We start from the raw sequence: 25061 nt of genomic DNA, 5'->3' as shown, positions 1-25061 counted from the left end.
GTTTGAGGATCGTGCCAGAGAAAGACATTGCTGCCTACAGTTTTGAGGCCGCGCGTGACGAACTTCTCACGATCGTCTCGCGCCTTGAGGAGGGAAACGTCACCCTCGACGAGTCCCTGGACCTCTGGGAGCGGGGCGAAAAGCTCGCCGCGCGGTGCCAAGAAATCCTCGAGGGAGCACGCGAGCGGATCGCTGCGGACCGTGGCGATGACGCCACTGCAGCGGAGGATGACGAGTGAGCGGGCACGCGCTCGTCATTGGCGAGGCCCTGGTAGACGTGGTGGTGCGCCAAGACGGGACGACGGACGCTCACCCAGGCGGTTCGCCCGCCAATGTAGCCATTGGGCTTGGGCGGCTTGGGCGGGACGTCGAACTGCTCGCCTACCTGGCCGATGACGACAACGGTGGCCTTGTCCGCGAGCACCTCGCGGCGTCTCAGGTGTCTCTCGCTGATGGCTCCCTAGGAGCCCCGCACACCTCCGTGGCCACCGCGCACCTGGATGCGTCTGGGGCGGCGACGTACGAGTTTGAGCTTGAGTGGGCGGTAGCTGACTCGGCGGCGCCGAGGCCGGAGCCTCTCGTGGTGCACACGGGCTCGATTGCAGCGGTGCTGACCCCCGGCGCGGCCGACGTGCGCCGCATCGTCGCGTCCGTGCGGGACACCGCAACCGTGACGTACGACCCCAACGCGCGGCCGTCCTTAATGGGTTCGCCTGAGGAGGCTACGGGCGCGATCGAGGAGATGGTGGCACTCGCCGACGTGGTCAAGGTGTCCGATGAGGACCTCGAGTGGCTCGCGAGCACGTGGGACGTGGATGCGGTGGCGCGCGGTTGGCTCGAGCTTGGCCCCGCGTTTGTGGTGGTGACGCGCGGCGGCTCAGGGGCTACCGCGTTCCTGCCCGGCGACCGCACGGTGTCCGTTGAGGCTCCGTCCGTTGAGGTCGCGGACACCGTTGGTGCCGGCGATTCGTTTATGGGCGGGCTCATCGACGGGCTGTGGAGCGCGGGAGTACTCGGCGCCTCTCGCCGTGCGGAACTGCGCGCGCTCTCCGACGAGGCGATCGCCGCGATCCTCGAACGTTGTGCGCGGATCGCGGCCATCACCGTCTCGCGCCCTGGGGCCAACCCTCCCGGATCCGCCGAGCTCGACGTGCCGCCAGAGGACACCCAGCCGTAGCGTCGGGCCTTATGTGTGCGTCAGCACCACTTCTTGTGGTGCCAATTGCGCTGCGTGTGGCTCAGCGCGAACGCCGCACGCGCACGCACACGCAGGACAGTTCAGACCGCAGAAAGTGGTTCTGACGCACACATACGGCGGGGATGGGGCCAGTGGGGCGTCACCAGCGCTGACACAATGGGCGCATGACCGATTACCGCATCGAACACGACACGATGGGCGAGGTCCGCGTGCCTGCGGACGCCCTGTACCGCGCGCAGACGCAGCGCGCCGTGGAGAACTTCCCCATCAGCGGCATCACGCTTGAGCGTCGCCACATTGAGGCGCTCGCGCGCATCAAGAAGGCGGCCGCTCGCGCGAACGCGGAGCTTGGGGTGCTTGACCAGGAGGTGGCCGACGCTGTTGTCGCCGCTGCGGACGAGGTTGCCTCTGGTGCGCACGACGCGCACTTCCCCATCGACATCTTCCAGACGGGGTCAGGGACGTCGTCGAACATGAACACGAATGAGGTCATCGCGACGCTCGCGACGCGCTCGCTTGGGCGAGACGTGCACCCCAACGACCACGTGAATGCGTCGCAGTCCTCGAACGATGTGTTCCCCACATCGGTGCACGTGGCCGCGGCGTCGGCCCTGGTAGGCGACCTGATCCCCAAGCTCACGCTGCTCGCCTCGTCCCTGGAGGCAAAGGCCGGCGAGTTTGCTCAGGTCTACAAGAGCGGCCGCACTCACCTCATGGATGCAACTCCCGTGACGCTCGGTCAGGAGTTCGGCGGCTACGCGGCCGCCATCCGCTATGGCATCGAGCGCCTCGAGGCGGCGCTCCCCCGCGTGGCCGAGGTGCCACTCGGCGGCACGGCCGTTGGCACCGGCATCAACACCCCGGCCGGGTTCCCGCAGCGGGTCATCGAGCTGCTCGCGGAGGACACGGGGCTGCCGATCACCGAGGCGCGCGACCACTTCGAGGCGCAGTCCGCGCGCGACGGGCTTGTGGAGGTCAGCGGCGCGCTCAAGGTGATCGCGGTGAGCCTCACCAAGATCTGCAACGACCTGCGCTGGATGGGCTCCGGCCCCAACACGGGCCTTGGCGAGATCGCGCTTCCGGACCTCCAGCCGGGCTCAAGCATCATGCCCGGCAAGGTCAACCCGGTTGTCCCCGAGGCCGTGCTCATGGTGTGCGCTCGCGTGATCGGGAACGACGCGACGGTGGCGTGGGCGGGAGCATCCGGGGCGTTCGAGCTCAACGTGCAGATTCCCGTCATGGCGCTCGGCGTGCTCGAGTCGATGCGGCTGCTCGCGAACGCCTCGGAGGTGCTTGCCGTCAAGACCGTGGACGGCATCACGGCCAACGTGGAGCGCGCGCGCTTCCTCGCGGAGGCGAGCCCGTCGATTGTCACGCCGCTCAACCGGGTCATCGGCTACGAGAACGCCGCCAAGATCGCCAAGCATGCGGTCAGGGCCGGGCTCACGGTGCGCGAGGCGACCATCGACCTTGGCTTCGTGGAGCGCGGTGAGATCACGGTGGAGCAGCTCGATGCGCTCCTAGACGTGACCACCATGGTCGGGGAGAATTAGTCAGGAACACCGGCCGTCGTCCCGCGGTTGCACTAAACAGTTGCACTAACCCCAGGAGATGGTTGCTTTGAGCACGCGGGTCCTCATTCTTGGCGGCGGCTACGTTGGCCTGTACAGCGCCCTATCGTTGCGCAAGCACGCGAAGGACGTCGAGATCACCGTCCTTGACCGCCGCCCCTACATGACCTACCAGCCGTTCCTTCCCGAGGCCGCGGCGGGGTCAATCGAGGCACGCCACGTGGTGGTTCCGCTGCGCCGTACGCTCAAGGGCGTCAAGGTGATCCAGGCCAAGGCCACCAAGATTTCCCACAAGGCCCGCAAGGTCACGGCAGAGACGGACTTCGGCGAGAAGCTCACTCTCGAGTACGACCACATCGTCGTAGCGCTCGGCGCCATCCCCCGCACGCTTCCCATCCCGGGCCTCGCGGAGATGGGACTTGGCTTCAAATGGGTGGAAGAGGCGATCAACCTGCGCAACATTGTGCTGGGCCGGATCGCACGGGCCGCAACCACGCACGACGCGCACGCGCGCCGCAAGCTCCTCACCTTCGTGTTCGTCGGGGGCGGCTTCGCGGGCATCGAGGCCTTCGCGGAGACAGAGGACATGGCCCGTGCCGCCCTCCGCTACTACCCAGAGCTCTCCCCTGCCGATCTCCGCTTCGTCATGGTCGAGGCCGCCACCCGCATCCTCCCCGAGATGGGCCACGAGATGGGCGGCTACACCCTCGACGTGCTCAGCAAGCGCGGCATGGAGATCTACTTGTCCACGCGCCTCGAGAGTTGCGTGGACGGCCGCATCCGCTTAAGCGACGGTCAGGAGTTCGACGCGGACACAGTTGTGTGGACGGCCGGTGTGAAGCCAAACCCCCTTATCGCAGCGTCGGACCTCCCCAAGGGGCCAAAGGGTCACGTCAACGCCTTGCCAACCCTGCAGGTAGCAAAGCCCGACGGCACGGTCACCGAGGGCGCGTGGGCCGCCGGGGATTGTGCTCAGGTACCCGACCTGGTGAAGGGCGACGGTGCTGATGGTCAACAAGCGTGGTGCGCGCCGAGCGCGCAGCACGCGGTGCGGCAAGCGCGGCTGCTGGGCAAGAACCTCGCCGCCGCGATCGAGGGCCGCGAACTCAAGGAGTATCGCCACCGGCACTTGGGGACCGTGGCGTCGCTCGGGCTCAACAAGGGCGTGGCTCAGATCATGGGTGTTAAGTTGCGCGGGTGGCCCGCGTGGTTCGCTCACCGGACGTATCACATGTTGCAAATCCCCAGCTTCAACCGCAAGGCGCGCGTGATCCTTGACTGGACCACGGCGCTGTTCTTCCGGCGAGACCTGGTGTCGATGGGACGGCTCGCCGAGCCCCGAAAGGCCTTCAAGGAGGCCGCGGAGTCTTGAGGGCTACGCCGCGCGCGTGCTTGCGCGCGTGAGTTCCTCGGTGAGGCACGCCGCGTAGCCTGCAATGGCAGCGTCGTCGAGCACGGCCTCGTTGGGCTCGCGCATCGATAGCCGCACCACGGAGACGTTGAACTCAAGGTCTTCGCGCACAAGCGCGTCGATGCTGTTGTCGATGTCGGCGCACGTGCGCAGGCACGCGGCGGTTGCGTCTGCCGTGAGGAGCGAGACAAACCAGCGCTCGCCCACGCGGCTCAGCACGCCACCCAACTCGTCGAACTCGTCGAACATCACGTTCTCGATGCACGGCTCGTGGCACTGCGACTTTGGCCACTCCTGGATGGCCTGGCGGAACGCGTGCACGCACAGTTGGGCGTCGGGGTGCTCGGCAACCCAGAGATCGCCGCCGGACGAAGTGGACACCGTGAACGTGAGGTCGGGGATGCCGCCGCAGAGGGCCGCGAGGCCGTGGACTGTCTGGCGCGACAGCGTCATGGAGAGCTCCGTTCGAGTGATTGCCCCTAGGCTACGTGGTCACTCGCGGATTACGCAACACGATCGTTGCGTAATAGGCCCGACGCTAGGGCTTAGCAGGACGCGATCGTCGCCTTTGGCGTGCGGCCGAGGCAGCAGTCGGTTGGGCACACGTCTTGCCACGGGCCAAGTTCGGTGAGGGCTTGGCGCTCAGTGCCGTCCGTCCGCTCTTGGACGAGGTCGATGAGGCCGCTCACGAAGTCGGGGTCCACGCCAACGGTGGGCACGCGCACCATCGGCAGGTTGCGCCCTTCTGCGGTCTCGAGCGCCTCATTGTCGAGGTCCCACAGCACCTCCATGTGGTCGCTCACGAAGCCGATCGCGCTGACTACCAGGCCGGATACGTCTTCCGGCAGGGCCTCAATCGCGTCGTTGATGTCCGGCTCTAGCCACGGCTGCGTTGGCGGACCCGATCGCGACTGGAACACGAGCGACCACGGCACCTCGCCGTACTCCTCGGCGACGGCCTCCATGATGAGCTCGCACACCGCGCGCTGCTGAGCGCCGTACCAACCGCCGCCGTCGCCAAGCGGCACGGGTTCGCCGCCCGGGAGCGCCTCGCGCGGACCCGAGACGTCGGCCGCCGCCGTGGGAATCGAGTGCGTCGAAAACATGACATAGGGGTGTGAGCCATGCCCAGCGTCGGCCAGTTCGCGGAGGCCACCCAAGACGAACTCCACGTTGGGGCCAACGAAACCGGGGTGGTCAAAGTACTGGCGCACCTTGTCGAGAACGAGCTCGCCGCCCAGACCGGTCTCTTCGAGCGCGGTAGCGAGGTCCTCGCGATAGGCGCGGCAGCCGCTGTAGGAGGAGAAGGCCGTGGTGACGAGCACGAGAACCCGGCGGTGGCCGTCGGCGTGGAGCTCGCGCAGGGCGTCCGCAAAGTAGGGCGCCCAGAAGCGGTTTCCCCAGTAGACAGGCAAACCGAGCCCGCGTGCGGCGATCTCCGCCTCGAGCGCCGCCTTGAGGGCGCGGTTCTGATCGTTGATGGGGCTGATGCCGCCAAAGTGGCGATAGTGGTGCGCCACTTCCTCGAGCCGCTCGTCGGGGATGCCGCGGCCACGGGTCACGTTGCGCAGGTACGGGATGACGTCGTCTTGGCCCTCTGGCCCGCCAAAGCCGGCGAGCAGGATGCAGTCATAGGGCGCGGGAGCAAGAACGCGGTCCGACGCTGCGAGCGGCTTCACGCCGCCACTCACCTCTGCGGTCACGACGCGAGCACCTCCACGGCCTCTGCAGTGGTGACGCGGCGGCCCGTGTAGAACGGCAGCTCCTCGCGCACGTAGAGGCGGGCCTCGGTGTAGCGGAGGTCGCGCATCATGTCGACGAGTTCCGTAACATCATCGGCCTCCATGGGCAACAGCCACTCGTAGTCGCCGAGCGCGAACGCGGAGACCGTGTTGGCCACGACTCCCTTGAACGCGGCGCCCTTCATGCCGTGTTCTCGGAGCATCTTTGAGCGCTCCTCCTCGGGGAGCAGGTACCAGTCATACGAGCGTACAAACGGATAGACCGTGAGCCAGTCGCGCGCGGCCTCCCCGCGCAAGAAGCCTGGTACGTGGGCCTTATTGAACTCGGCGGGGCGGTGCACGCCCGCCGCGGACCACGTGAGCTTGGTGTCCGCGAGCAACTCAGTGGCGCGCAGTTCGCGCAGCGCCAATTGCAGGTCCTCAAGGCGCGGACCGTGTAGCCACAGCATCACGGTGCCGTCCGCGCGCATGCCGCTCACATCGTAGATGCCGCGCAACGTGACCTCGTGTTCTGCGAGTTCCTCCACGGCGTGATCGAAGTGCTCGCAGATCTCCGCGAGTTCGTCATCTGGCGCGTGAAGGAGTCCGTCAAGGACGCTGAACAGGGTGAAGCCATGGGGCTGATCCGTCATGGTTCCAGTGTGGCCCTGCGAACTACTATCGCGAAATCGCTACGCGAGCGCCTACGCGAGGGACAGGAAGACCCTCTCCAGGCGGTCCAGGTTGCCGCGGCGAGGGTCACCCTCTGGGGCGTCGAGGCACTCGCGAAGACCCTGGGAAATGATGAGAAATCCCGCCCGGTCCAGCGCCTTGGACACGGCGGCAAGCTGCGTCACAGACGCCTCGCAATCGGCGCCCTCTTCGAGCATGCGGATCACGCCGTCAAGCTGCCCGCGAGCGCGCTTGAGCCGGTTGATTGCCGAGGTGTTGGGGTCTGTCATGCGTGCGCCTTTCGCAGTGCGGGGGCTATGACCCGCGGAGCCATGAGAACAGGCTACGGCCCTGCTCCTGATTACCGTGGCCCTCACACCACTGGCCCGCCGGGACCTGCTTTTTGACAGAGTCCACGTGCTGACCGCACCCGGTCCAGGTGGTCTTGCCGCACACGCGGCAGGTGATGGGTGAGCACATGAGTTCTCCTCGTTGGGTCGTTGGTCCGTCGTCAGCGTCAATGACGTGTGCCATAATAATACCCCTGGGGGTATCCGCAAAGCAAACACCACGGAGGTTTCGATGGCCAAGACAGTGATTGTTGGGGCAGTGGCAGCAGGCATGAGCGCCGCGACGCGCCTGCGCCGTCTCGACGAGCACGCCCACATCGTTGTCCTCGAGGCCGGCGAGCATGTCTCCTTCGCCAACTGCGGCCTGCCGTACTACGTGGGCGGCGTGATTTCGGAGCGCTCCGCGCTCTTGCTGCAGACCCCGGCGTCCCTCCACGAGCGCTTCAACCTCGACGTCCGCGTGAACTCTCGCGTCACCGCCATCGACACGTTCGCCAAGACGGTGGCCGTCCACGGACCCGACGGCGAGTATCTCGAGTCCTTCGACAACCTGGTGCTCACGCCCGGCGCGCGCCCCGTCGTCCCCGACATCCCTGGCGCCGAAAGAGCCCTCACGCTGAGAGACGTTGGCGATGCCGATCGCCTGGCCGACGCTGTGGCCGGGTCCCGCACGGCCGTGGTCATTGGCGCCGGTTTCGTTGGGTTGGAGGTGGCCGAGAACGTCGCGCGCCGAGGCCTTGCGGTCACGGTGGTGGAGCTCGCTCCGCAGGTGCTTGGCGCGCTCGACGCGGAGATGGCGGTCAGGATTCAGGACGCCCTCGAAGCCAACGGCGTGCGGGTGCTTACGGGTGCACGCGCGCAATCGATCGACGCTTCCGGTGTGCACGTGACCACGAGCGATGCTGACGAGCTGTTCGTCGACGCCGACGTGGTCGTGGCCGCGATCGGCGTGCGCCCCGATTCACAGTTGGCGGCCAACGCCGGGCTCGCCCTCAGCCCTCAAGGTGCCATCCTCACAGACGAGGACGGCCGCACAAGTGCGCCCAGCGTCTACGCCGCAGGTGATGCCGCGGCAAAGCGCGACGCGCTCACCGGCAACTCCCGGAACATCCCGCTTGCCAACCTCGCCAACCGGCACGGCCGCCGCATCGCGGACGCAATTGCCGGTCTACCGACCAAGGGTCGCCCAAGCACAGGCACGGCGATCGTGTCCGTGTTCGGAAAGGTGGCGGCCATGGCGGGTCACAGCGAGCGCGTTCTTCGCGCCGCGGGGCGTGAGGTGCGCGTGATCCACACACACCCCATGGACCACGCGGGCTACTTTCCCGGCGCGCAACAGATGGCCATCAAGCTGATCGTTGATCCGGCTACCAACCGCATCCTGGGCGCCCAGGCCGTTGGCGGGGCGGGGGTGGACAAGCGCATTGACGTCATCGCCACGGCGATGGCCGGCGGCATCACCGCGAGCGAGCTCGCGGACCTTGAACTCGCCTACTCTCCCGAGTTCGGCAGTGCGAAGGATCCCGTGAACATGCTCGGCTACGTCGCCGAGAACCTCAGCGACGGCCTCACGCCAGCCATTCAGTGGCACGACCTCGCCGGGCTCAACGCCGCCGCCATCATCGACGTCCGCTCCCCCGCCGAGCACGCTCGCGGCGCCGTGGACGGCGCGGTCAACATCCCCCTCGACGAGTTGCGCGTGCGGCACGACGAACTGCCCACGAGCGGCACGATCGTGGTGCACTGCCAAGTGGGGCAGCGCGGCCACACGGCAACCCGATTGCTACGCCAACGGGGTTACGACGCGGTCAATCTCGACGGCGGATGGCTCACGTGGCGGGACGGGGTGCGCACCCTCACCCCGGTGGGCGCCGCCTAGTCCCAGGGAGCGGGCGCTGCGGCGATGTTCGCCAAGCCGGTGAGCCCCGCAGCGCTGCCTACCAGGTACAGGCCGGGCTGCGGGTTGACGTCCTCGACGGCAACGGGTGCCGCATCAGTCCAGATGCGCGCCGCGGATCCGCGCAGGTTCGCGGCACTCAACTCCACGCCCAGTAGCCGCGATGCGTCCGCGAGCGCTCCAGCATCCAGATCCGCGGGCAGGTTCTCGAGCGCATAGGACATCCGCACCACGTGCCTGCCCTTGGCCATCCGTGCCAGCCACGGCCACTTCGCCGTGGAATGCGTGAGCGCCTTCGCACCCGTCACCCCGTCGACCGCGAGCACGCCGGTGCCGCGGGGCGCCCCATCTAGCTCAGGTGCGTTGAGTACCAAGGTGACCACCGCCACCTTGCGCGGCTCAAAAGCCGGGAGCCCTGGCACAAGGAGGGAAGCGTCGGGCAGGGGCGTGGCGAGAACCACGCGATCGCCCACCACCCTGCCCCCGCCGGCATCCACGCGCCAGGCGCCGTCCTCGTAGGAGAGCTTGTCCGCGGCCGCCTGCGTGACGATCGAACCGCCGCCGTCGCGAATCGCCTCGGCGAGGGCGCTCGTGAGCCGCCACATTCCGCCTTCCACCCCCAGCACGGCGGATCCGGCGGGCGAGAGCGCACGCTTGACCTCCGCGAGCTTCAGCAGAGAGCCTGCCTCGCGCAGCTCGGCGGGCAGCGTTGGGGAGATGTCCGCGAGCTGGAGCGCGTCGATGTGCCGCGAGTAGACACCCTGCAACACCGGCGCTACCAGGGACTCAGCGATTTCATCGCCAAGCCGCGCGCGCACCAGGGCGCCTACGGTGATGTCGTCGGGGATCTCGCCAAGCGGCCGGTGCGGCTCCAGCGAGGCGTGCACGGCCGCGCTCGAGCCGATGATCTTGCGCACGTCCTTGTCGAGCGGCCGAGTGGGGATGCCGAGCCAGCCCGTCGCCGGTAGTTGGTACGCACGCCCTGGACCCACCACCCAGGCGGGGGTTGCGGCAGGCGGCCCGACGCTGAGGCCCAGGTCCGCGCACAGGGTCGCCACCGCGCCGCTACGAGTGGCGAAAGACTCGGCTCCGGCGTCAAGGGTGAGGCCGTCCAGTTCGAGGGATGTCACCCGTCCGCCAACGGTGTCCGTGGCCTCGAGCACCGTCACGGCATCGCCGCGAGCGAGCAGGTCCCGCGCGGCGATGAGCCCCGCGGGGCCAGAGCCGATGACTACCGAACGCATAAAGCCATTGTTACGCGACGGGCGCGTCGTGGACGTGATCCACGATGCGCTGCAACACATCCGGATCGGTGTCCGGCGGCACGCCGTGGCCGAGGTTCACGACGTGACCACTCGCGTGGGCGCCACGCATGAGGACATCGTCCACGTGCTCGCGCAGGGTCTCCCATGGTGCAGTCAGGTACGCGGGATTGATGTTGCCCTGGAGCGGCAGGTGACCCACCTCAAGCACCGCCTCATCGAGCGGGAGCCGATAGTCCACTCCCATCACGGTGGCGCCAGTGGCCGCCATGGGCGCGAGCAGGTGGGCGCCATTCGCTGCAAAGTGGACGCGCGGCACGGGAAGGTCTGAGACGAGCTCAAAGACGCGCGCGGAGGCCGCTTGACAGAACTTTTCGTAATCGGCGGTGCTGAGCGAGCCGGCCCACGAGTCAAAGAGCTGCACGGCCGACGCCCCAGCAAGCACCTGGGTGCGCAAGAACCAGCCAGACACCTCGGCCACCCAGGCTGCCAACCCCGCCCACACGTCGGGCGCTTCCGCCATGAGGCGACGCGCGCCCAAGTGGTCGCGAGACGCCTTGCCCTCCACCATGTACGCGGCGAGCGTGAACGGAGCACCGGCGAAGCCAATGAGTGGCGTGCCACCCAATTGCGCCGTGGTGAGCGCCACGGCCTGCGCTACAGGCGTGAGGGCGCGTATGAAGTCCTCGTCGAGCTCCGGGAGCGCCTCGACGTCGGCCATCGTGCGGATAGGCCGCGCAAAAACCGGCCCAATACCAGGCTGAATACTCACTTCCAACCCGGCCAGCTTCAACGGAACCACAATGTCACTGAAGAAAATCGCGGCGTCCACGCCATAGCGTCGGACCGGCTGAAGCGTGATCTCCGCGGCGAGTTCTGGGGTGAGGCACGCGTCGAGCATGTCCGTGCCCGCGCGGGTCTCGCGGTACTCGGGGAGGGAACGTCCGGCCTGGCGCATGAACCACACGGGGCGTCGGCTCGGCACGTCCCCGCGGTAGGCGGCGAGCAGTGGCGAGTCCGCGACAGCGCCGGTGAGCAGGGGGTGGCCGTCGATCAGTTGGGACTGAGGCATGTGTCCGATTCTGCCTGGTTCCACGCGCGTGTCAGAATGGAGGGGTGGTGCTCGTCAGCTTTGTGGCCTCTCACCGCAACCGCGACCTCGCACTGCTGGAACAGTTGAGTGTGGGGGCGGACGCCCTTGGCGCCGCGGTTGTGGCCTCTCCCGTCGTCTCCGGTGCCGTGGTGCTTCCCACGTGCAATCGCTTTGAGGTGTACCTCGAGGCCGTCGATGCCGAGGCCGCGCGTGCCGCGCTGGTGTCCTCGATTGCTACCCGCTCTCCCCTGACGCCTTCCGAGATTTCCGCGGCCCTCGAGACCTTCGAGGGCGATGACGCCGTGCGCCACCTCTTATCCGTAGCCACGGGGCTTGAGTCCATGGTCGTTGGCGAGCGCGAGATCTCCGGCCAGGTGCGCCGCGCCCACGCGGACGCGCGCGCGGGTGGAGTGCTCACTCCGCAACTCGACAAGCTCTTCCAGTCCGCGCTGCGCACGTCGCGCGTCGTCGCCTCCTCTACGGGGCTTGGAACGTCCGGCCGCTCTGTGGTTTCCGTCGCGCTGGATCTGGCCGACGCCACGGTCACCTGGGCGGGCGCCCGCGTCTTGGTCATTGGTACCGGTGGCCTGGCCGACGCTGCGGTAGGGGCGATGCAAGGGCGCGGGGCGTCCGTGGTTGGGGTGTTCTCGCCGAGCGGGCGGGCTTTGGAGTTCGCGGCGGCACATGGGCTTGAGGCGCTTGGTGCCGAGGACTTGGCCGGTGCCGTGCGCGCCGCCGACGTGGTGCTCGCGTGTTCTGGTGGTGAGGGACTGGTGCTTTCCGCTGCGGATGTTGCTCTGGCTCGATCGGGGGTCTCCTCGCCGCTCACCGTCATTGATCTGTCGCTCGAGCGGGATGTGGACTTCGATGTTCGCTCGCTGCCCGGCGTGCACGTTGTGGATCTTGTGTCCGTTGGCGCGCAGGCTCCCGAGGAGTCCGTGACTGCTGTCGAGGCCGCGCGCGCGATCGTTGCCCACGCCGTGGCGCGATTCGACGACGCCTCACGTACGTTGGACCCGGCCGTGGTGGCGCTGCGCGAGCACGTGTTTGGGCTCTTGGAACGCGAGGTGGCGCGCCTGCGTCCCGCGCCCGGAGCCGACGCTGACACCGTTGCCCGCGCCGACGCCGCGGAGCACGCGCTGCGTCACTTCGCGAAGACCCTGCTGCACGTGCCGACCGTGCGGGCCCGCGAGCACGCCGTAGCCGGCGAGCAGGAGCGGTACTTGGCCGCTATCCGTGCGCTCTACGGCATCGACGTTGCCGTCCCCGATGACGCGTGCCCCGTGGACCACGCAAGCGTCGAGGACTAGCCAGCCCCAGCGTCGGGCCGCCGCTCTCCCCCTCCCCGAATGGGTACTCAGCACCCAATCCGGGGAGTGAGGACTACAGATCCAGCCGCTCGAGCATGTCCGTGACGAGCGCCGCGACAGCGGAGCGCTCGCTGCGCTCGAGTGTCACGTGCGCGAAGAGCGGGTGGCCCTTGAGGGCCTCGATGACCGCCGCGATGCCGTCGTGGCGGCCAACGCGGAGGTTGTCACGCTGCGCCACGTCGTGCGTGAGGATCACGCGCGAGTCCTGGCCAATGCGGCTCAGCATCGTGAGCAGCACGTTGCGCTCAAGGGACTGAGCCTCGTCAACGATCACGAACGCGTCGTGAAGCGAGCGACCGCGAATGTGGGTGAGCGGGAGCACCTCGAGCATGCCGCGCGCCATGACCTCTTCCACGACCTCGCCGCTGACCATCGCGCCAAGGGTGTCGAAGACGGCCTGCGCCCACGGGTTCATCTTCTCGGCGGCGTCGCCCGGAAGGTAGCCAAGCTCCTGGCCGCCCACGGCGTAGAGCGGCCGGAACACCATGATCTTCTTGTGTTGACGGCGCTCCATCACGGCCTCGAGACCGGCGCAGAGCGCAAGCGCCGACTTACCGGTTCCCGCGCGGCCACCCATCGAGACGATCCCAACGGACTCGTCGAGGAGCAGGTCAATCGCGATGCGCTGCTCCGCGCTGCGGCCGTGAACGCCAAAGACCTCCTGGTCTCCGCGCACCAGCCGGACCTCGCCGGAGTCGGTGACGCGGCCAAGCGCGCTCCCTCGCCCGGAGTGGATCACCAGCCCGGTGTGGACCGGGAGGGCCTTGAGGTCTTCGCCGCATTCAGCTGCCGTGAGAGTGGGCAGGGACTCGTGCTCCCACAGCGACGACATCTGCTCGTCCGTGAGCTGAATCTCGCGCATGCCGGTCCAGCCGGAATCCACGGCCAGCTCCGCGCGGTACTCCTCGGCCTCGATGCCCAAGGCGGACGCCTTGACGCGCATCGGGAGATCCTTGGAGACGACCGTGACGTCGTGGCCCTCAGCGGCGAGGTTCGCGGCCACCGCGAGAATGCGGGTGTCGTTGTCGCCAAGGCGGAATCCGCTCGGGAGCACCTCTTGATCCGTGTGGTTGAGTTCCACGCGCACGGTGCCGCCGGTCTCGTTGACGGAGACGGGCTCGTCGAGCTTGCCGTGAACCACCCGCAGGTCATCGAGCATCCTCAGGGCGCTGCGGGCGAAGTAACCCAGCTCGGGGTGATGGCGTTTCGCCTCAAGTTCCGTGATCACCACAACCGGAAGCACCACGGAGTGCTCGGCAAATCGCTTGATCGCCCGCGGATCGCTCAGCAGCACCGACGTGTCGAGCACGTAGGTCTTGACGGCGACGGCGCCGTCGGTTGCGAGGTCAGGGGCGGTGGTGCTTGCGGTGTCGGTCACGCGGGGCTCCCAGCGGTTGAGGCCGCAGGGCGCCAGACGCCCTACGGCGATCTGTCAGGCCAAGACCAGGTAGGTCCGGCGTCGTGCGCTAACCACAAGGCCGACGGTAAGCGCGTGCCACTCCCACCCCGCAAGCGACACGCCGCGCGTAACACACTCTTCACCTGGCCCCACGAGCCCGGGAGTGTCGTACGCAAGCCGGCCACAGCGTCGGGCATGGGCGAACCAGAGGGATCAGCCGGGATTCTGTCGCTCCGGTTGGGCGGGGTGCAGACGCGGCCGGCCCGACGCCAATCTCGCCTAGCGCCCCAGTCGCCTCTCGCGCTGGGCGTAGTCGCGCAGGGCGCGCAGGAAGTCGACGTGCCGGAAGTCGGGCCAGTACGCCTCGCAGAAGTAGAACTCCGAGTGCGCGGACTGCCACAGCAGGAACCCGCCAAGCCGCTGCTCTCCAGAGGTGCGGATGACCAGGTCCGGATCCGGCTGGCCCTTCGTGTAAAGGTGTTCAGCGATCGTCTCCACGGACAACGAGCTCGCCACCTGCTCCAAGGAGGCACCAGAGGCCGCCTCGCTCCGCAAGTACGCGCGCACCGCATCAGCAATCTCGTGACGCCCGCCGTACCCAACGGCCACATTCACATGGAGGTACCCAGCCGAGGCAGTGCTGGCGACGGCTCGCGCAATCCTGGCCGCAGCGTCGGGCGGGAGGAGGGAAGCGTCGCCGACATGCTGAAGCCTCCAGCGGCCATCGGCGGCGAGGGTCTCAACGGCCGAACAGATGATGTCGAGGAGGGCAGTTAGCTCACCGGGGTCGCGCGACAGGTTGTCCGTGGACAGCATCCACAGCGTCACCACCTCCACGCCGGACTCCGCGGACCACTCCAAAACCTCGGTGATTTTGTCCGCGCCCTTCTGATGCCCGGTGGCAGTCGACGCGCCCGCCTGGCGAGCCCAGCGCCGGTTGCCGTCGAGGATCACGCCAACGTGACGAGGAACGGACCCACCCTTGCGGATAGCGCGCGTGAGGCGGCGCTCATACAGCGGATAGAGAACCGAGCTGATTCCCACGCCACGTCCCTTCGGCTCGCCCCCGCATTCGCGCCAACGCTACCGCCCGCCAGGCTAACCTACGGTATCGTAGGTTCATGGCTGAGAACCTCCCGGACCCCGCAAAGCCGCTGATGCGAGGCTGGCTGCACCTTGGTGCCGCCCCGCTCGCGCTCGTCGCGGGCATGGCGCTCGTTGTCTTCGCCCCCACCCTTGCCGGCCGCGTGTCTGCGGCCATCTTTACGCTGTCCGCGGTGCTGCTCTTCGGCACCAGCGCGGTGTACCACCGCGGCAACTGGTCGCCAAAGACAAAGGCCGTGCTGCGGCGCATGGACCACGCCAATATCTTCATCATCATTGCGGGAACGTATACGCCGCTCGTGGTGCTCCTGCTCGAGGGAACGCAACGCGTGGTGGTGCTGTGCCTGGTGTGGGGCGGAGCGATCCTTGGCGTGCTGTTCCGCGTGCTGTGGGTAGGCGCCCCGCGATGGCTCTACACGCCCATGTACGTGGTGCTCGGCTGGGTGGCGATCGGCTACATCAAGCCGTTCTACGAGGCGGGTGGCCTGGCCGTCGTGATCCTCGTGGCCGTTGGCGGCCTGTGCTACACCGTTGGCGCCGTCATCTATGGCACCAAATGGCCGCGCGGATCAGAGCGCTACTTTGGCTTCCACGAGATCTTTCACGCGCTAACGATCGCCGGGTTCGTCTGCCACTTCATCGCGTGTGCCATCGTCCTCTTCAACGCCGCGTGACGCCGCGGCGTCCTCTGGCGGATGAGTCCGCACCTTCCTCAGATGCTTGCTGAGGGAGCGGAACAGCAGCACTCCGGCCACGACCAGCCCAAAGGTCACCACAAACGCAAGGAACCCTGGCCCGCCACTGAACGTCGAGGTCATCCGCTCTCCTTTCCAGCGACTATCCTGCCTCAGCATGAGCACCCCTGAGGACCCGGGCCCCCTGCCCGACGCTGTGGAGGACGAGGCGGACGTCTCGCCACCGCGCGTGTCCCGCCGCGCAAAGGTCTGGGGCTGGGCGGGCGTAGGGGTGCTGGCGCTCATCGCGAGTTGGTTTGGCTGGCAGGCCGCGCAGGATCCCGTGCGGTGGAGCGACGTGGGCTTCCAGATTGACTCCCCCACTAAGGCGGAGGCCACGTTCAATGTGTTCCTCTACAAGGACTCGGACGCCATCTGCCACCTGCGCGCCCTCAACTCGCGCTTCGCGGAGGTGGGCGTTGCCGACGTTCTCGTGAAGCGCGCGGACGGAAACGAGCAGCGCATCACCGCTTCCATCGTCACCACCGAGGAGGCCACCACGGCTCTCGTCAAGTACTGCGAAGCTGCCGACTGAGTCACACTGCAGCGCACGCGCTTTGGGCCACGCAACGCCGCTTGGTACCCTTGCCGCTTCACCTACGAGGAGTAACACCGTGACCGAGACCGCTGGCCAGTGGCTGACCCAGGAGGCGTTCGACCGTCTCCAGGCCGAGTACGACCACCTTGTCAACGTTGGGCGCGCCGCCATCGCCAAGGAGATTGACGAGCGCCGCCAAGAGGGTGACCTCAAGGAAAACGGTGGCTACCACGCCGCCCGCGAGGAGCAGGCGAAGCAAGAGGCGCGCATCGAGCAGTTGCGCAGCATCCTGCGCACGGCCGTGGTTGGCGAGGCCCCCGAGTCCGACGGCACAATTGCTTCCGGCTCCGTCGTGACCGCGTCCGTGGCGGGGCGCGAGATGCGCTTCCTCGTTGGCTCGCGCGAGATCGCGGAAGGCACGGACCTCGATGTCTTCAGCGCGCAGTCGCCGCTTGGCGCCGCACTGCTGGGCAAGGCCGTTGGCGACGAGACCTCCTACACCGCACCCAACGGCAACGAGATCGCCGTCAAGGTGCTCGCCGCGGAGCCGTTTCAACCGTAATCAGTCACTCGCGTGTTTTTGCGCGAGCAACTCTTCGAGAATCTCCGGATCGTCCGCGAAGACTTCCTTGAGTTCATCATCGGAGATGTCAGAAAGGCCGCCGGGGTCCGCAATCGCGATGGCGAACTGCCCTGTCACCGTGGTTCCATCGGCGGAGTAGGCCGGGATCAAGATCTCGGTAACACCACTCGCGCGCAGATCAGCGATATGGTCCATCCAACGCCGCGCTTCTTCAGGAGATGCAACGGCACCTCCCGACGCCGCGGCAAGTTCGTCTGCCCATACGTACGCGAGCGCACCATCATCGTTGATCACCGGAATGAGTTCATGCTCCTCTGGGGACCCGCTTGGTGTGTTCGACACGACGTGGCGGTCACTAGCGCTCTGCACCACCGCAGAACTCTCCACCCGCTGCTCGCCCCCACTCGTTCCTCCGACAAACGCGGCTGCCACGCCCGCCATGGCCCCCAGGAGCGCCATCGCAAGAGGAAGCCGACTCACGTCACGTGAGACTCGCACAGTCCGCCACCCCCCTAGTAATTCGCCACATTGCCGCTCCGGTCAAGAACGTAGGTTGTGTAGCCAGAGCCACTTGACTTCGCCCCACGCGCCTCACCGTCGGAATGCGCAGCGGTGGCCTGGCTCGTGTACGCCGCTGCCGTGAAACTCAGAACGACTGTCGACGTGCCGCCGGGGATTGGACCCACGTTGTAACTCCAGGTTGTCGCGGCCATGAGGGTGCCGTAGTAGTCGCGGAGCTCGGCGTTGGCGCCGGCACCGTAAGCTGGCACTGTCGCCGACGTGTAGGGAAGTCGCGTAACTATTGTGTATGCGCGAAACGTGTGCGCGCTCGTGTCGGAAACCACGTAATTGCGAGCGCGCACGGTTGCACCGGTGCTCCCGGCGTTAAATGACTTCCAGTTTCCGTAACTGGTATCCGCCAACGCGAGCGACGCACTAGCCACAAACACCACCAACCCGGTGAACACGGAGGCACTACTTCGTGCGAATCGAGACGTCCCTCCGCCTGCTCGCGAAGCGTGGCGCGGTGCCATGGCCATGGCCATGGCCATGAGGCCAACGTACACGCAGCTAAATCGGCCCGCAAGAGTTGGGCAAGCGCACCGGAGAGTGGACCGCAGATCATCATCTCGACCCCCGTCACATGCGGTGCAACAGCACCGCCACCTCGTAGTGCTCCGTATGCGGGAACATGTCGAGCACCCTGCCACGAGTCGGCCGCAGCGACGGCATCCGCGCCAGGTCTCTCGCGAGGCTCTCGGAGTTGCAGCTTGAGTACACAACAGTCGGCACGCCCGACGCTTCCAACCAGTCCGCGAGCGCCTCACCAATGCCCCGGCGGGGTGGGTTGACGATCACCAGCTCTGGAGCGGCAGCCTGGGCAAGCGCCCACTGGGTCGCGTCGGCCGCGATGAACTCGGGGGCGATGAACTCCGCGTCCACACCCAGGGCCGCCGCAGACAGCCGCGCCGACTCCACGGCGGCCTCGGCCACCTCCACGCCTGTGACGGTGCGGCCGGGCGCCGTCACGTGCAGCGCGAACCCGCCAACCCCGCAATAGAGGTCCCACACGGAGGCCGGCGCCACCGCCTGCACCCACTCCCTCGCCTGTCGGTACAACGCGGTCGCCACGTCGGTGTTGGTCTGAAAGAAGCTCTGCGGCTGGAGGTGCAGATCGATGCCGTTGACGGCCATCGTGAGCGAGGACGCGTCGGTCAACAGAATCTCGGTCTCGCCCTCCACCACAGCGCGATGCTCTGGGAGCAGGTTCACGGAGGCGACGGCCAACTGCGGTAACCGCTCCTGCAACCACGGCAGATGCTTACGGATGCGCGCGAGCGACTCGGTGGACCGCAGCACAAACCGCACCATGAGCTCACCGCTAGGCGCCGCCGTGATGATCATGTTCTTGAGCTCTCCGCGCCGCTCAGCCACCGAGTACGGCTCGAGCCGAGCGCGCGTCACAAACTCACTGAGGGGCGCGAAGGCGACGGAAAGGGAGCCAGGATACAGCGGGCACTCGGCGAGGTCCACTCCGGTGCCGTCGGGCGAAAGTATCCCCAGCGTCGGGCTGTCAACGGAGCCGCCAACCACCATCTTGGCCTTGGTGCGAAACCCGCGTTCCGGCCCAACGACGGGCTCAAGCCACGTGATTCCAGAAGGCAAGAGAGACGTGCAGTGCGCCACCTTGCGCGCGACCTGCTGGGGGTGGGTCAACTCGATGATGGTGCACGACCTGCACCGTCCCGCCTGGTAGTAGGCGCACTCCATTACGCGGGCGCGATGGCGAGCGACTCTCCGTCTTCCTCTTCCTCGCCGGGCGCTGGGGCGTCAGGGTCCCGCAACTTGGTGATGAACGTCGTGATGAACGAGATGAACGGCACCGCGATGACCGCGCCGATGAAGCCCGCGAGGAGCGTTCCGGCGGAGACGGACAACAGGATCACCATGGGATGCAGCGAGGCGGCCTTGCCAAACATCAGCGGGTACAGGATGGAGCCCTCGAGCTGTTGCACCAGGATGACTATGCCGAGCATGATGAGCGCCTTCACCCAGTCGCCGTCCACAAGCGCGATGAGCACCGCGATGGCGCCTGAAATGGCGGCACCGAACATCGGCACAAAGGAGAAGAGGAATACCAGGATGGCAATGGGGATGACGAGCGGCAGCCCAAGAATCCACGCGCCGATGCCAATTCCCACCGCGTCGATCATCGCGACGAACGCGCTGGTGCGGGCGTAGCGACCGAGTGTGCCCCACGCGGCGGTGCCGGCGTTGTCCACGCGGTCCGCGTTGTCGCCGGTGGTGTGCTTCACCCCCCACAGCCACATGAGGCGGCCATCCTTGAGGAAGAAGAACAGCGAGAGCAGCGCGATCACCGCACCGGCGAACACCGCACCGATGGTCCCGGTAACGGACAATGCGCCATTCGCCACCCCAAGCCAGTTCTTGGTGAGGAAGTCCTGCGCCTTCTGCTGCCACTCGGTGATCTGCGTGGGGTCAACGTGGAACGGGCCCTTGACGAGCCAGTCAAGGAACGTGTTGAAGCCCTCCACGGCCTGCACCCGCAGGTCCTCGAAGCCCGCGGCGATAGTGCCGCCCGCGGCCACCAAGAGCCCAAGCACAAGGACCACGAGCGTCAGAATCACGATCGCCGCGCCCGCTCCGCGCGGGATGTGATGCTTCTCCATGCGCGTCACCAGGTGCTCAAGCGGAGCCGCGATGATGAGCGCGATGATCATCGGCATGAGGATCGTGGACAGGGTTGCGAACAGGCTCAACGCGGCCAGCGCAACAATGCCAATGGCGATGAGCCGCCACGCCCACGCCGCGGTCAGCACAAAGCCGTAGGGGATGGATCCGGCGGGTGCGCCATCGGCGCCATCAACCGACTTCTTACTGGGCCTGAGAGAGAGGCGAACCATATCGCGAGCCTAACGCCGCCGTCGGGCCGTCAGCGGAACATTGCCGCGTGCGCGCGCGTTTCCCACACGGCGAAGGGAGTAACCCATGTTCGGTATTGGTGTTGACAAGCAGGTGATGGTCACGCGCGAGGACGCGATGCGTGGCCGCTCGGAGGTCATGGAGATCGCGCCCAACCACGTGGTGCTCGGGACGCCGTTGCGCGGGCCGTACCCCGCGGGCAGCGAGGTCATCTACTTCGCGATGGGCTGCTTCTGGGGCGCCGAGCGGATCTTCTGGCAGATCCCCGGCGTGTACGTGACCGCCGTTGGCTACATGGGCGGCTGGACCCCCAACCCCACCTACGTCGAGACCTGCACGGCCCAGACGGGCCACACGGAGACGGTGCAAGTGGTCTACGACCCCTCCGTTGTTGGCCTCGAGACGCTGCTCGCGGCGTTCTGGGAGAACCACGACCCCACCACCCCCAACCGTCAAGGCGGGGACATTGGGACGCAGTACCGCTCGGCGATCTTCACCTCCACGGAGGCCCAGTTGGCGGCGGCTTTGGCGAGCAGGGACCAGTATCAGGCCAAGCTGGCCGACGGCGGGTACGGCACCATTTCGACGCAGATTCTGCCTGTGGCTGGGGCCGGGGACGGTCAGTTCTATTACGCCGAGGACTACCACCAGGGGTACCTGTACAAGAATCCAGGCGGCTACTGCAATCACGGGTTCTGCCAGGTCAGTTACGCGTAACCGCGCACTGCGGGCCGCGAGCGCGCGCCGGCAGTGCGCGGGCACTGCCGGCCGCACCTCGCGGGCCGCAGCGTTGAGCATCCCCTGAGTGCCTCAGTGTCGGTTCTGATCGCGATTCCAGCACTCAGGCACTCAGAGCTCGCACTCGGCGCGGCACGCCGCGGAAGCCGACCTCGCGACGCGCGCGGGAGCGCCTACTGCTCCGTGAGCCGGTCCACTCCGTCGATGGTCTCGATGAGGCCGCGGTCGCGGAGTTGCTGGATGTACTTGGCTTGTCCCCGCTCGCCCTTGCCGCGGAACAGCGGCATGAGGCGCGGCAGCGCATTCGGCATGAGCATCGCGGTCTTCACGAGCCAGGACTCTGACACGCGCGGGTAGACCTCGATGCGCTTCTTGTCGAGCACCTTCATCATGGCGCGGGCGACCTGCTCTGGCGACTGTGGCGGGTCCTGGAACTGCAGCGCGTTGCCACCGTCCAGGGCCTCTTGGCGCAGCATGCGGGTATCGGTCGCTGACGGGAGAACGGAGCCGGCGAGGATGCCCTTGGTCCGCAGATCCAGCGCGATCGACAGCATCGCGCCACGCAGCCCAAACTTGGACGCCGTGTAGATGGGCGTTTCGCCAAGCGGGAAAATGCCGCCAAGCGAGACGGTGGAGACAACGCGTGGGTCATCAGAAGCGCGCAACAGGTCAACTGCCAGGCGCGTCAGCATGAGCGGCGCGTAGAGGTTGACGTTGAGCTCGAGCTCGATGGACTCCACGGACCGCTCGTCAAAGCGCTCCGCGGACGTCATGCCCGCGTTATTGACGAGCACGTCGATGCGCCCATGCTCGGCCTCAACAGCCGCCAGGATTCGCTCCACGTCCGCTCGCGACGTCAGGTCACCAACAAGCACTGAATGCGGGCCGCCCGGGAGGTCGGCGACGACCTTGCCCGCAGCGTCGGGCCGGATGTCAACGAGCACAAGGCGAGCGCCGCGATCGGCAGCCAACCGCGCAAACGCGGACCCAATCCCTCCCCCGCCCCCGGTGACGACGACGACCCGGTCCGTCAGATCTAGAGCCGCAGAACTCACGGCACGTCCCACGCGAACTGCTTGGCCGTCTTCTTGATGTACTTGGTGATGGCGACGCCGTCGACGTAGCCCTGGTGGCGCGGCGAGTCCACGAACTTGATGCCGCGGGAGAGGTCCGGGGTATCCGTCTGGATGCGCTGCTCGAACTCGGCCCACTTCTCCGGCCGCTTGGTCTTGTCGTCAATGTGCGACGCGATCATGGCGCTGAGCTGTGACATCAGCACATACGCGGCACCGTTGGTCTCGACGAAGCCCACGCCGTACAGGCCGGGCGTCCGGGAGAACGCGGTCATGTACATGAGCGGGTGCTGCTCGGATCCCATGAGGCCCTGCGCAAACGGCACCTTGTGGATGTACCCGGTGGCCAGCATGATCATGTCGACATCCACCGAGGTGCCGTCCGTGAACGTCACCGTGGTGCCCTCTGCGGACTCGATGCCCGGCTTGGCGATGACGTCGCCGTGCTGCAAGTAGTGCAGCAGCTGGGTGTTGAGGATGGGGTGCGTCTCGAAGAGCTTGTGGTCCGGCTTGGGCAGGCCAAGGCGGCGCATGTCGCCGTTCATGACGCGCAGCATGCCGCCAAACACCTTCTGCTCGAGCCACATCGGCAACGTGGGGCCCTCATCCGCGAACACGTCCGCGGGCTTGCCGAAGATGTGCTTGGGGATGAACCAGTAGCCGCGGCGCACGGAGATGTACGCCTCATCCGCGTGGCGGGCGGCGTCGCACGCGATGTCGCAGCCCGAGTTACCCGCGCCCACCACCAGCACGCGGTGGTTGGTGAACTCGGTTGGGGCGCGGAAGCTCACCGTGTGGCGCACCTCGCCCGTGTAGTTACCAGGGATTTCAGGGATATTGGGGTACCACTGCACGCCCGACGCTACGATCACCTGATCGTGCTCGCTCGCCTGGCCATTGGCACGGGTTACGCGGAACCCGCCGTCGTCGAGCTTCTCGACGTTGGCAACCTCGGTGTTGAACTCGATCGCGTCCCGCAGGCCGTAGTGATCCGCGAATGAGTTGATGTACGCGTAGATCTGCTTGTAGCTGGGGTAGTCCGGGTAGTCCTCCGGCATGGGAAAGCCGGTGAAACCGCTGAGCGTCTTCGACGAGATGAAGTGGGCGGACTCGTACATGGGCGAGCCTGGCGCGTTGATGTCCCACAAGCCGCCAACGCCTTCGTTGCGCTCGATGTGGGTGTAGGGAAGGCCGCGCTCTTTGAGAGCACGGGCGGCGGCAAGGCCCGCGGGGCCTGCGCCGATGATGCACGTGTCGCGCATGGGTCTCCTCAGCTGTGAGTGAGTGCTCCCCCTGCACCGGGATCATTTTAGTGGCGGCGACGCCACTCACTCCGCTACGTCAGCGGGTGAGATTGCTCACGAACCGCCACTGCTTGTAGCCCTGGTGACCCTGCCCGCCCTCGTGACCGTTGAAGTGGTACACATCGATGTCCTTGGCCCCGCCCGCGTAGGCGTTGAAGGCGGCAAAGACCGTTGACGGCGGGCAGATCTCATCCATGAGCGCCACGCTGAACAGCGCAGGGGCGTTGGCGCGCTTCGCAAAGTTCACGCCGTCGAAGTAGCTGAGCGTGTGCATGGTCTGCTCGATGTCGCTGCGGTGCACCGCGAGGTAGCGGCGGATCTCTGCGAACGGGTCCGCATCGGTGATTGTCACGGCGCGGCCAAAGTGGCACATGAAGGGCACGTCTGGTGCCACGCCAACGAGGTCATCGACGAGCCCCGCCACGGCAAGGGTGGACGCGCCGCCCTGCGAGCCACCAAGGGCGAACGTCTGCGATGCGTCCACGCCGGGAAGGGTTCGCGCCGCGTCGATGCACCGGACGGCGTCCGTGAAGAGCCGACGGTAGTAGTACGTGTGAGGGTCCTCGACTCCGCGCGTCATGAAGCCAGGGATCGACTTGCCTGCGGGGCCTTGGTCAGGGGTGCCTCCGCCGTTTCCCCACGACGAGCCCTGGCCGCGGTTGTCCATCACAACGTGCGCGTAGCCGGCGCTTGGCCAGAAGGTGTTCTCGAACGCCACCCCCCTGCCACCGCCGTAGCCGTGGAACTGCACCACCACCGGCACGTTTCCCGTGGCACTCGCAGGACGCGAGTACCAGGCCTTGATCGGCTCCCCGTTGAAGCCCGGGTACGTCATGTCGAAGACCTCAACGTTGGGCAGCCCCGGGGTCACGGGCTCCAGGGAGACCTCCCCGCCGAACGCGCGCGCCTGAGCCAGCGTGCCGCTCCAGAAGTCGTCGAAGTCGTTGGGCTCGGCCACCTCTGGGCGGTAGGTACGCAGGTCGTCGAGGGGCAGGTCAAACAGGGCCATGAAGGTTAGCCAATCGCAAACAGGATGTAGTTGATGATGCTCGCTACCACGAGCAGGCCGATGACTCCGGCTGCCGTGTAGACGTAACGGGGCATGTGCCGGAAGTTCTCCGCCCAACCGCGAGCCGCAAAGAAGGCGGCGGCAACTGCGGTGCCCATGAAGACAGAGGTGCGCACAACGTCGGGCTGTGGGGCGTTGAAATATGTCATCACCACCCAGGTCCACGCCATGCCAATGGTGAAACCAAGCGCCAGGAAGGCCACCTCGGGAAGGCCGCGTCGCCATCCGGCTGACGCGCGCTGCAGGAGCACCGCGGGCAAGAGCGCCACCACGAGCCCGCCAAGCACGATGGGAGCGGTCATCGCGATGAAGAACGTGAGCGAGCCCGCGAGGATGGACACGGGCAGCACGAACATCAGCACCGTGCCCGTGCCAATCACAGCGGCACTTAGCAGCAGCGGTGCCGGATTGACGTGGGTCTTCTTGGCCTCCGCCTCGCGGAGCGCGGCCCGCTCCTCCTTGGCGTCATCCGGCCAGTCGAACTCGTAAGGATCGTCTGCCGGGGAGATGCCTGGGCGTTCTGGAGACAT

26 protein-coding genes are annotated in these 25061 nt (G+C 66.9%); 10 read left to right on the top strand and 16 right to left on the bottom strand.

What is annotated here, in order from left to right; translation table 11 throughout:
• Window positions 1–11: 11 nt before the first annotated feature.
• From QM618_RS04375 to QM618_RS04360, 4 genes are all read left to right on the top strand, one after another.
• The gene (locus QM618_RS04375; protein ID WP_428095239.1) at window positions 12–239 is read left to right on the top strand and encodes an exodeoxyribonuclease VII small subunit; all 228 of its coding nucleotides are present in this window, start codon (window positions 12–14) and stop codon (window positions 237–239) included.
• Entirely contained in the window at window positions 236–1177 is a 942-nt protein-coding gene (locus QM618_RS04370; RefSeq protein ID WP_428095238.1) for a carbohydrate kinase family protein, read from the top strand. Before QM618_RS04375 ends, QM618_RS04370 begins: the two co-directional genes overlap by 4 nt.
• A 185-nt stretch (window positions 1178–1362) precedes the next feature.
• On the top strand, window positions 1363–2751 hold the full coding sequence (locus QM618_RS04365; protein ID WP_428095237.1) for a class II fumarate hydratase: 1389 nt from the start codon (window positions 1363–1365) through the stop codon (window positions 2749–2751).
• A gap of 67 nt (window positions 2752–2818) precedes the next feature.
• Window positions 2819–4141 carry an NAD(P)/FAD-dependent oxidoreductase gene (locus QM618_RS04360; RefSeq protein ID WP_428095236.1) on the top strand — a complete coding sequence of 441 codons (1323 nt, stop codon included), beginning with the start codon at window positions 2819–2821 and terminating at the stop codon, window positions 4139–4141.
• Between the two features lie 3 nt (window positions 4142–4144).
• Here QM618_RS04360 and QM618_RS04355 read toward each other — a convergent pair whose 3' ends face one another.
• From QM618_RS04355 to QM618_RS04340, 4 genes are all read right to left on the bottom strand, one after another.
• The gene (locus QM618_RS04355) at window positions 4145–4633 is read right to left on the bottom strand and encodes a hypothetical protein (RefSeq protein ID WP_428095235.1); all 489 of its coding nucleotides are present in this window, start codon (window positions 4631–4633) and stop codon (window positions 4145–4147) included.
• Window positions 4634–4725: 92 nt separating this feature from the next.
• Window positions 4726–5883, bottom strand: a complete 1158-nt coding sequence (locus QM618_RS04350; protein ID WP_428095234.1) for a ferrochelatase — start codon at window positions 5881–5883, stop codon at window positions 4726–4728.
• Entirely contained in the window at window positions 5880–6554 is a 675-nt protein-coding gene (gene hemQ / locus QM618_RS04345) for a hydrogen peroxide-dependent heme synthase (protein WP_428095233.1), read from the bottom strand. Before hemQ ends, QM618_RS04350 begins: the two co-directional genes overlap by 4 nt.
• A 51-nt stretch (window positions 6555–6605) precedes the next feature.
• On the bottom strand, window positions 6606–6863 hold the full coding sequence (locus tag QM618_RS04340) for a metal-sensitive transcriptional regulator (protein WP_428095232.1): 258 nt from the start codon (window positions 6861–6863) through the stop codon (window positions 6606–6608).
• A gap of 292 nt (window positions 6864–7155) precedes the next feature.
• Between QM618_RS04340 and QM618_RS04335 the strand changes: the two genes are divergently transcribed.
• Window positions 7156–8802 (top strand): FAD-dependent oxidoreductase, encoded by a 1647-nt coding sequence (locus QM618_RS04335; RefSeq protein ID WP_428095231.1) that lies wholly within the window; start codon window positions 7156–7158, stop codon window positions 8800–8802.
• Here QM618_RS04335 and QM618_RS04330 read toward each other — a convergent pair.
• Both QM618_RS04330 and hemE read right to left on the bottom strand, forming a co-directional pair.
• On the bottom strand, window positions 8799–10064 hold the full coding sequence (locus QM618_RS04330; protein ID WP_428095230.1) for a protoporphyrinogen/coproporphyrinogen oxidase: 1266 nt from the start codon (window positions 10062–10064) through the stop codon (window positions 8799–8801). The genes QM618_RS04335 and QM618_RS04330 overlap by 4 nt on opposite strands.
• A 10-nt stretch (window positions 10065–10074) precedes the next feature.
• Window positions 10075–11154 (bottom strand): uroporphyrinogen decarboxylase, encoded by a 1080-nt coding sequence (hemE, locus tag QM618_RS04325; RefSeq protein WP_428095229.1) that lies wholly within the window; start codon window positions 11152–11154, stop codon window positions 10075–10077.
• A 44-nt stretch (window positions 11155–11198) separates the two neighbouring features.
• Here hemE and QM618_RS04320 point away from each other — a divergent pair, with 44 nt between their 5' ends.
• The gene (locus tag QM618_RS04320) at window positions 11199–12485 is read left to right on the top strand and encodes a glutamyl-tRNA reductase (protein ID WP_428095228.1); all 1287 of its coding nucleotides are present in this window, start codon (window positions 11199–11201) and stop codon (window positions 12483–12485) included.
• 73 nt (window positions 12486–12558) lie between these two features.
• Here the strand turns inward: QM618_RS04320 and QM618_RS04315 are convergent, their stop codons facing one another.
• Complete coding sequence (locus QM618_RS04315; protein WP_428095227.1) at window positions 12559–13923, bottom strand: PhoH family protein; 1365 nt, start codon at window positions 13921–13923, stop codon at window positions 12559–12561.
• A gap of 300 nt (window positions 13924–14223) precedes the next feature.
• Window positions 14224–14988 (bottom strand): isoprenyl transferase, encoded by a 765-nt coding sequence (locus QM618_RS04310; protein ID WP_428095226.1) that lies wholly within the window; start codon window positions 14986–14988, stop codon window positions 14224–14226.
• A 77-nt stretch (window positions 14989–15065) separates the two neighbouring features.
• Here QM618_RS04310 and trhA point away from each other — a divergent pair, with 77 nt between their 5' ends.
• From trhA to greA, 3 genes are all read left to right on the top strand, one after another.
• Complete coding sequence (gene trhA / locus QM618_RS04305; RefSeq protein ID WP_428095225.1) at window positions 15066–15722, top strand: PAQR family membrane homeostasis protein TrhA; 657 nt, start codon at window positions 15066–15068, stop codon at window positions 15720–15722.
• 178 nt (window positions 15723–15900) lie between these two features.
• The gene (locus QM618_RS04300; protein WP_428095224.1) at window positions 15901–16317 is read left to right on the top strand and encodes a DUF4307 domain-containing protein; all 417 of its coding nucleotides are present in this window, start codon (window positions 15901–15903) and stop codon (window positions 16315–16317) included.
• A 79-nt stretch (window positions 16318–16396) separates the two neighbouring features.
• On the top strand, window positions 16397–16882 hold the full coding sequence (greA, locus tag QM618_RS04295; RefSeq protein WP_428095223.1) for a transcription elongation factor GreA: 486 nt from the start codon (window positions 16397–16399) through the stop codon (window positions 16880–16882).
• Here the strand turns inward: greA and QM618_RS04290 are convergent, their stop codons facing one another.
• The 4 genes from QM618_RS04290 to QM618_RS04275 form a co-directional block, all read right to left on the bottom strand.
• Window positions 16883–17383, bottom strand: a complete 501-nt coding sequence (locus QM618_RS04290) for a hypothetical protein (protein WP_428095222.1) — start codon at window positions 17381–17383, stop codon at window positions 16883–16885.
• A 32-nt stretch (window positions 17384–17415) separates the two neighbouring features.
• Window positions 17416–17871: a hypothetical protein gene (locus QM618_RS04285; RefSeq protein ID WP_428095221.1), complete on the bottom strand. Its 456-nt coding sequence runs from the start codon at window positions 17869–17871 to the stop codon at window positions 17416–17418.
• A 172-nt stretch (window positions 17872–18043) separates the two neighbouring features.
• Window positions 18044–19174 carry a 23S rRNA (uracil(747)-C(5))-methyltransferase RlmC gene (gene rlmC / locus QM618_RS04280; protein WP_428095220.1) on the bottom strand — a complete coding sequence of 377 codons (1131 nt, stop codon included), beginning with the start codon at window positions 19172–19174 and terminating at the stop codon, window positions 18044–18046.
• On the bottom strand, window positions 19174–20328 hold the full coding sequence (locus QM618_RS04275; protein ID WP_428095219.1) for an AI-2E family transporter: 1155 nt from the start codon (window positions 20326–20328) through the stop codon (window positions 19174–19176). Before QM618_RS04275 ends, rlmC begins: the two co-directional genes overlap by 1 nt.
• A gap of 85 nt (window positions 20329–20413) precedes the next feature.
• Between QM618_RS04275 and msrA the strand changes: the two genes are divergently transcribed.
• The gene (msrA, locus tag QM618_RS04270) at window positions 20414–21064 is read left to right on the top strand and encodes a peptide-methionine (S)-S-oxide reductase MsrA (RefSeq protein WP_428095218.1); all 651 of its coding nucleotides are present in this window, start codon (window positions 20414–20416) and stop codon (window positions 21062–21064) included.
• 194 nt (window positions 21065–21258) lie between these two features.
• Here msrA and QM618_RS04265 read toward each other — a convergent pair whose 3' ends face one another.
• The 4 genes from QM618_RS04265 to QM618_RS04250 form a co-directional block, all read right to left on the bottom strand.
• Window positions 21259–22140, bottom strand: a complete 882-nt coding sequence (locus QM618_RS04265; RefSeq protein ID WP_428095217.1) for an SDR family NAD(P)-dependent oxidoreductase — start codon at window positions 22138–22140, stop codon at window positions 21259–21261.
• Window positions 22137–23420, bottom strand: a complete 1284-nt coding sequence (locus tag QM618_RS04260; RefSeq protein WP_428095216.1) for a flavin-containing monooxygenase — start codon at window positions 23418–23420, stop codon at window positions 22137–22139. The genes QM618_RS04265 and QM618_RS04260 overlap by 4 nt, the downstream gene beginning before the upstream one ends.
• A gap of 79 nt (window positions 23421–23499) precedes the next feature.
• Window positions 23500–24471: an acetylxylan esterase gene (locus QM618_RS04255; RefSeq protein ID WP_428095215.1), complete on the bottom strand. Its 972-nt coding sequence runs from the start codon at window positions 24469–24471 to the stop codon at window positions 23500–23502.
• A 5-nt stretch (window positions 24472–24476) separates the two neighbouring features.
• Entirely contained in the window at window positions 24477–25061 is a 585-nt protein-coding gene (locus QM618_RS04250; protein ID WP_428095214.1) for a hypothetical protein, read from the bottom strand.

Origin of the sequence: Demequina sp., from assembly GCF_049841215.1 — a bacterium.
Lineage (GTDB): Bacteria > Actinomycetota > Actinomycetes > Actinomycetales > Demequinaceae > Demequina.
Note: the sequence above shows the minus strand (reverse complement) of the source record. Positions and strands in the feature narration are given on the sequence as shown.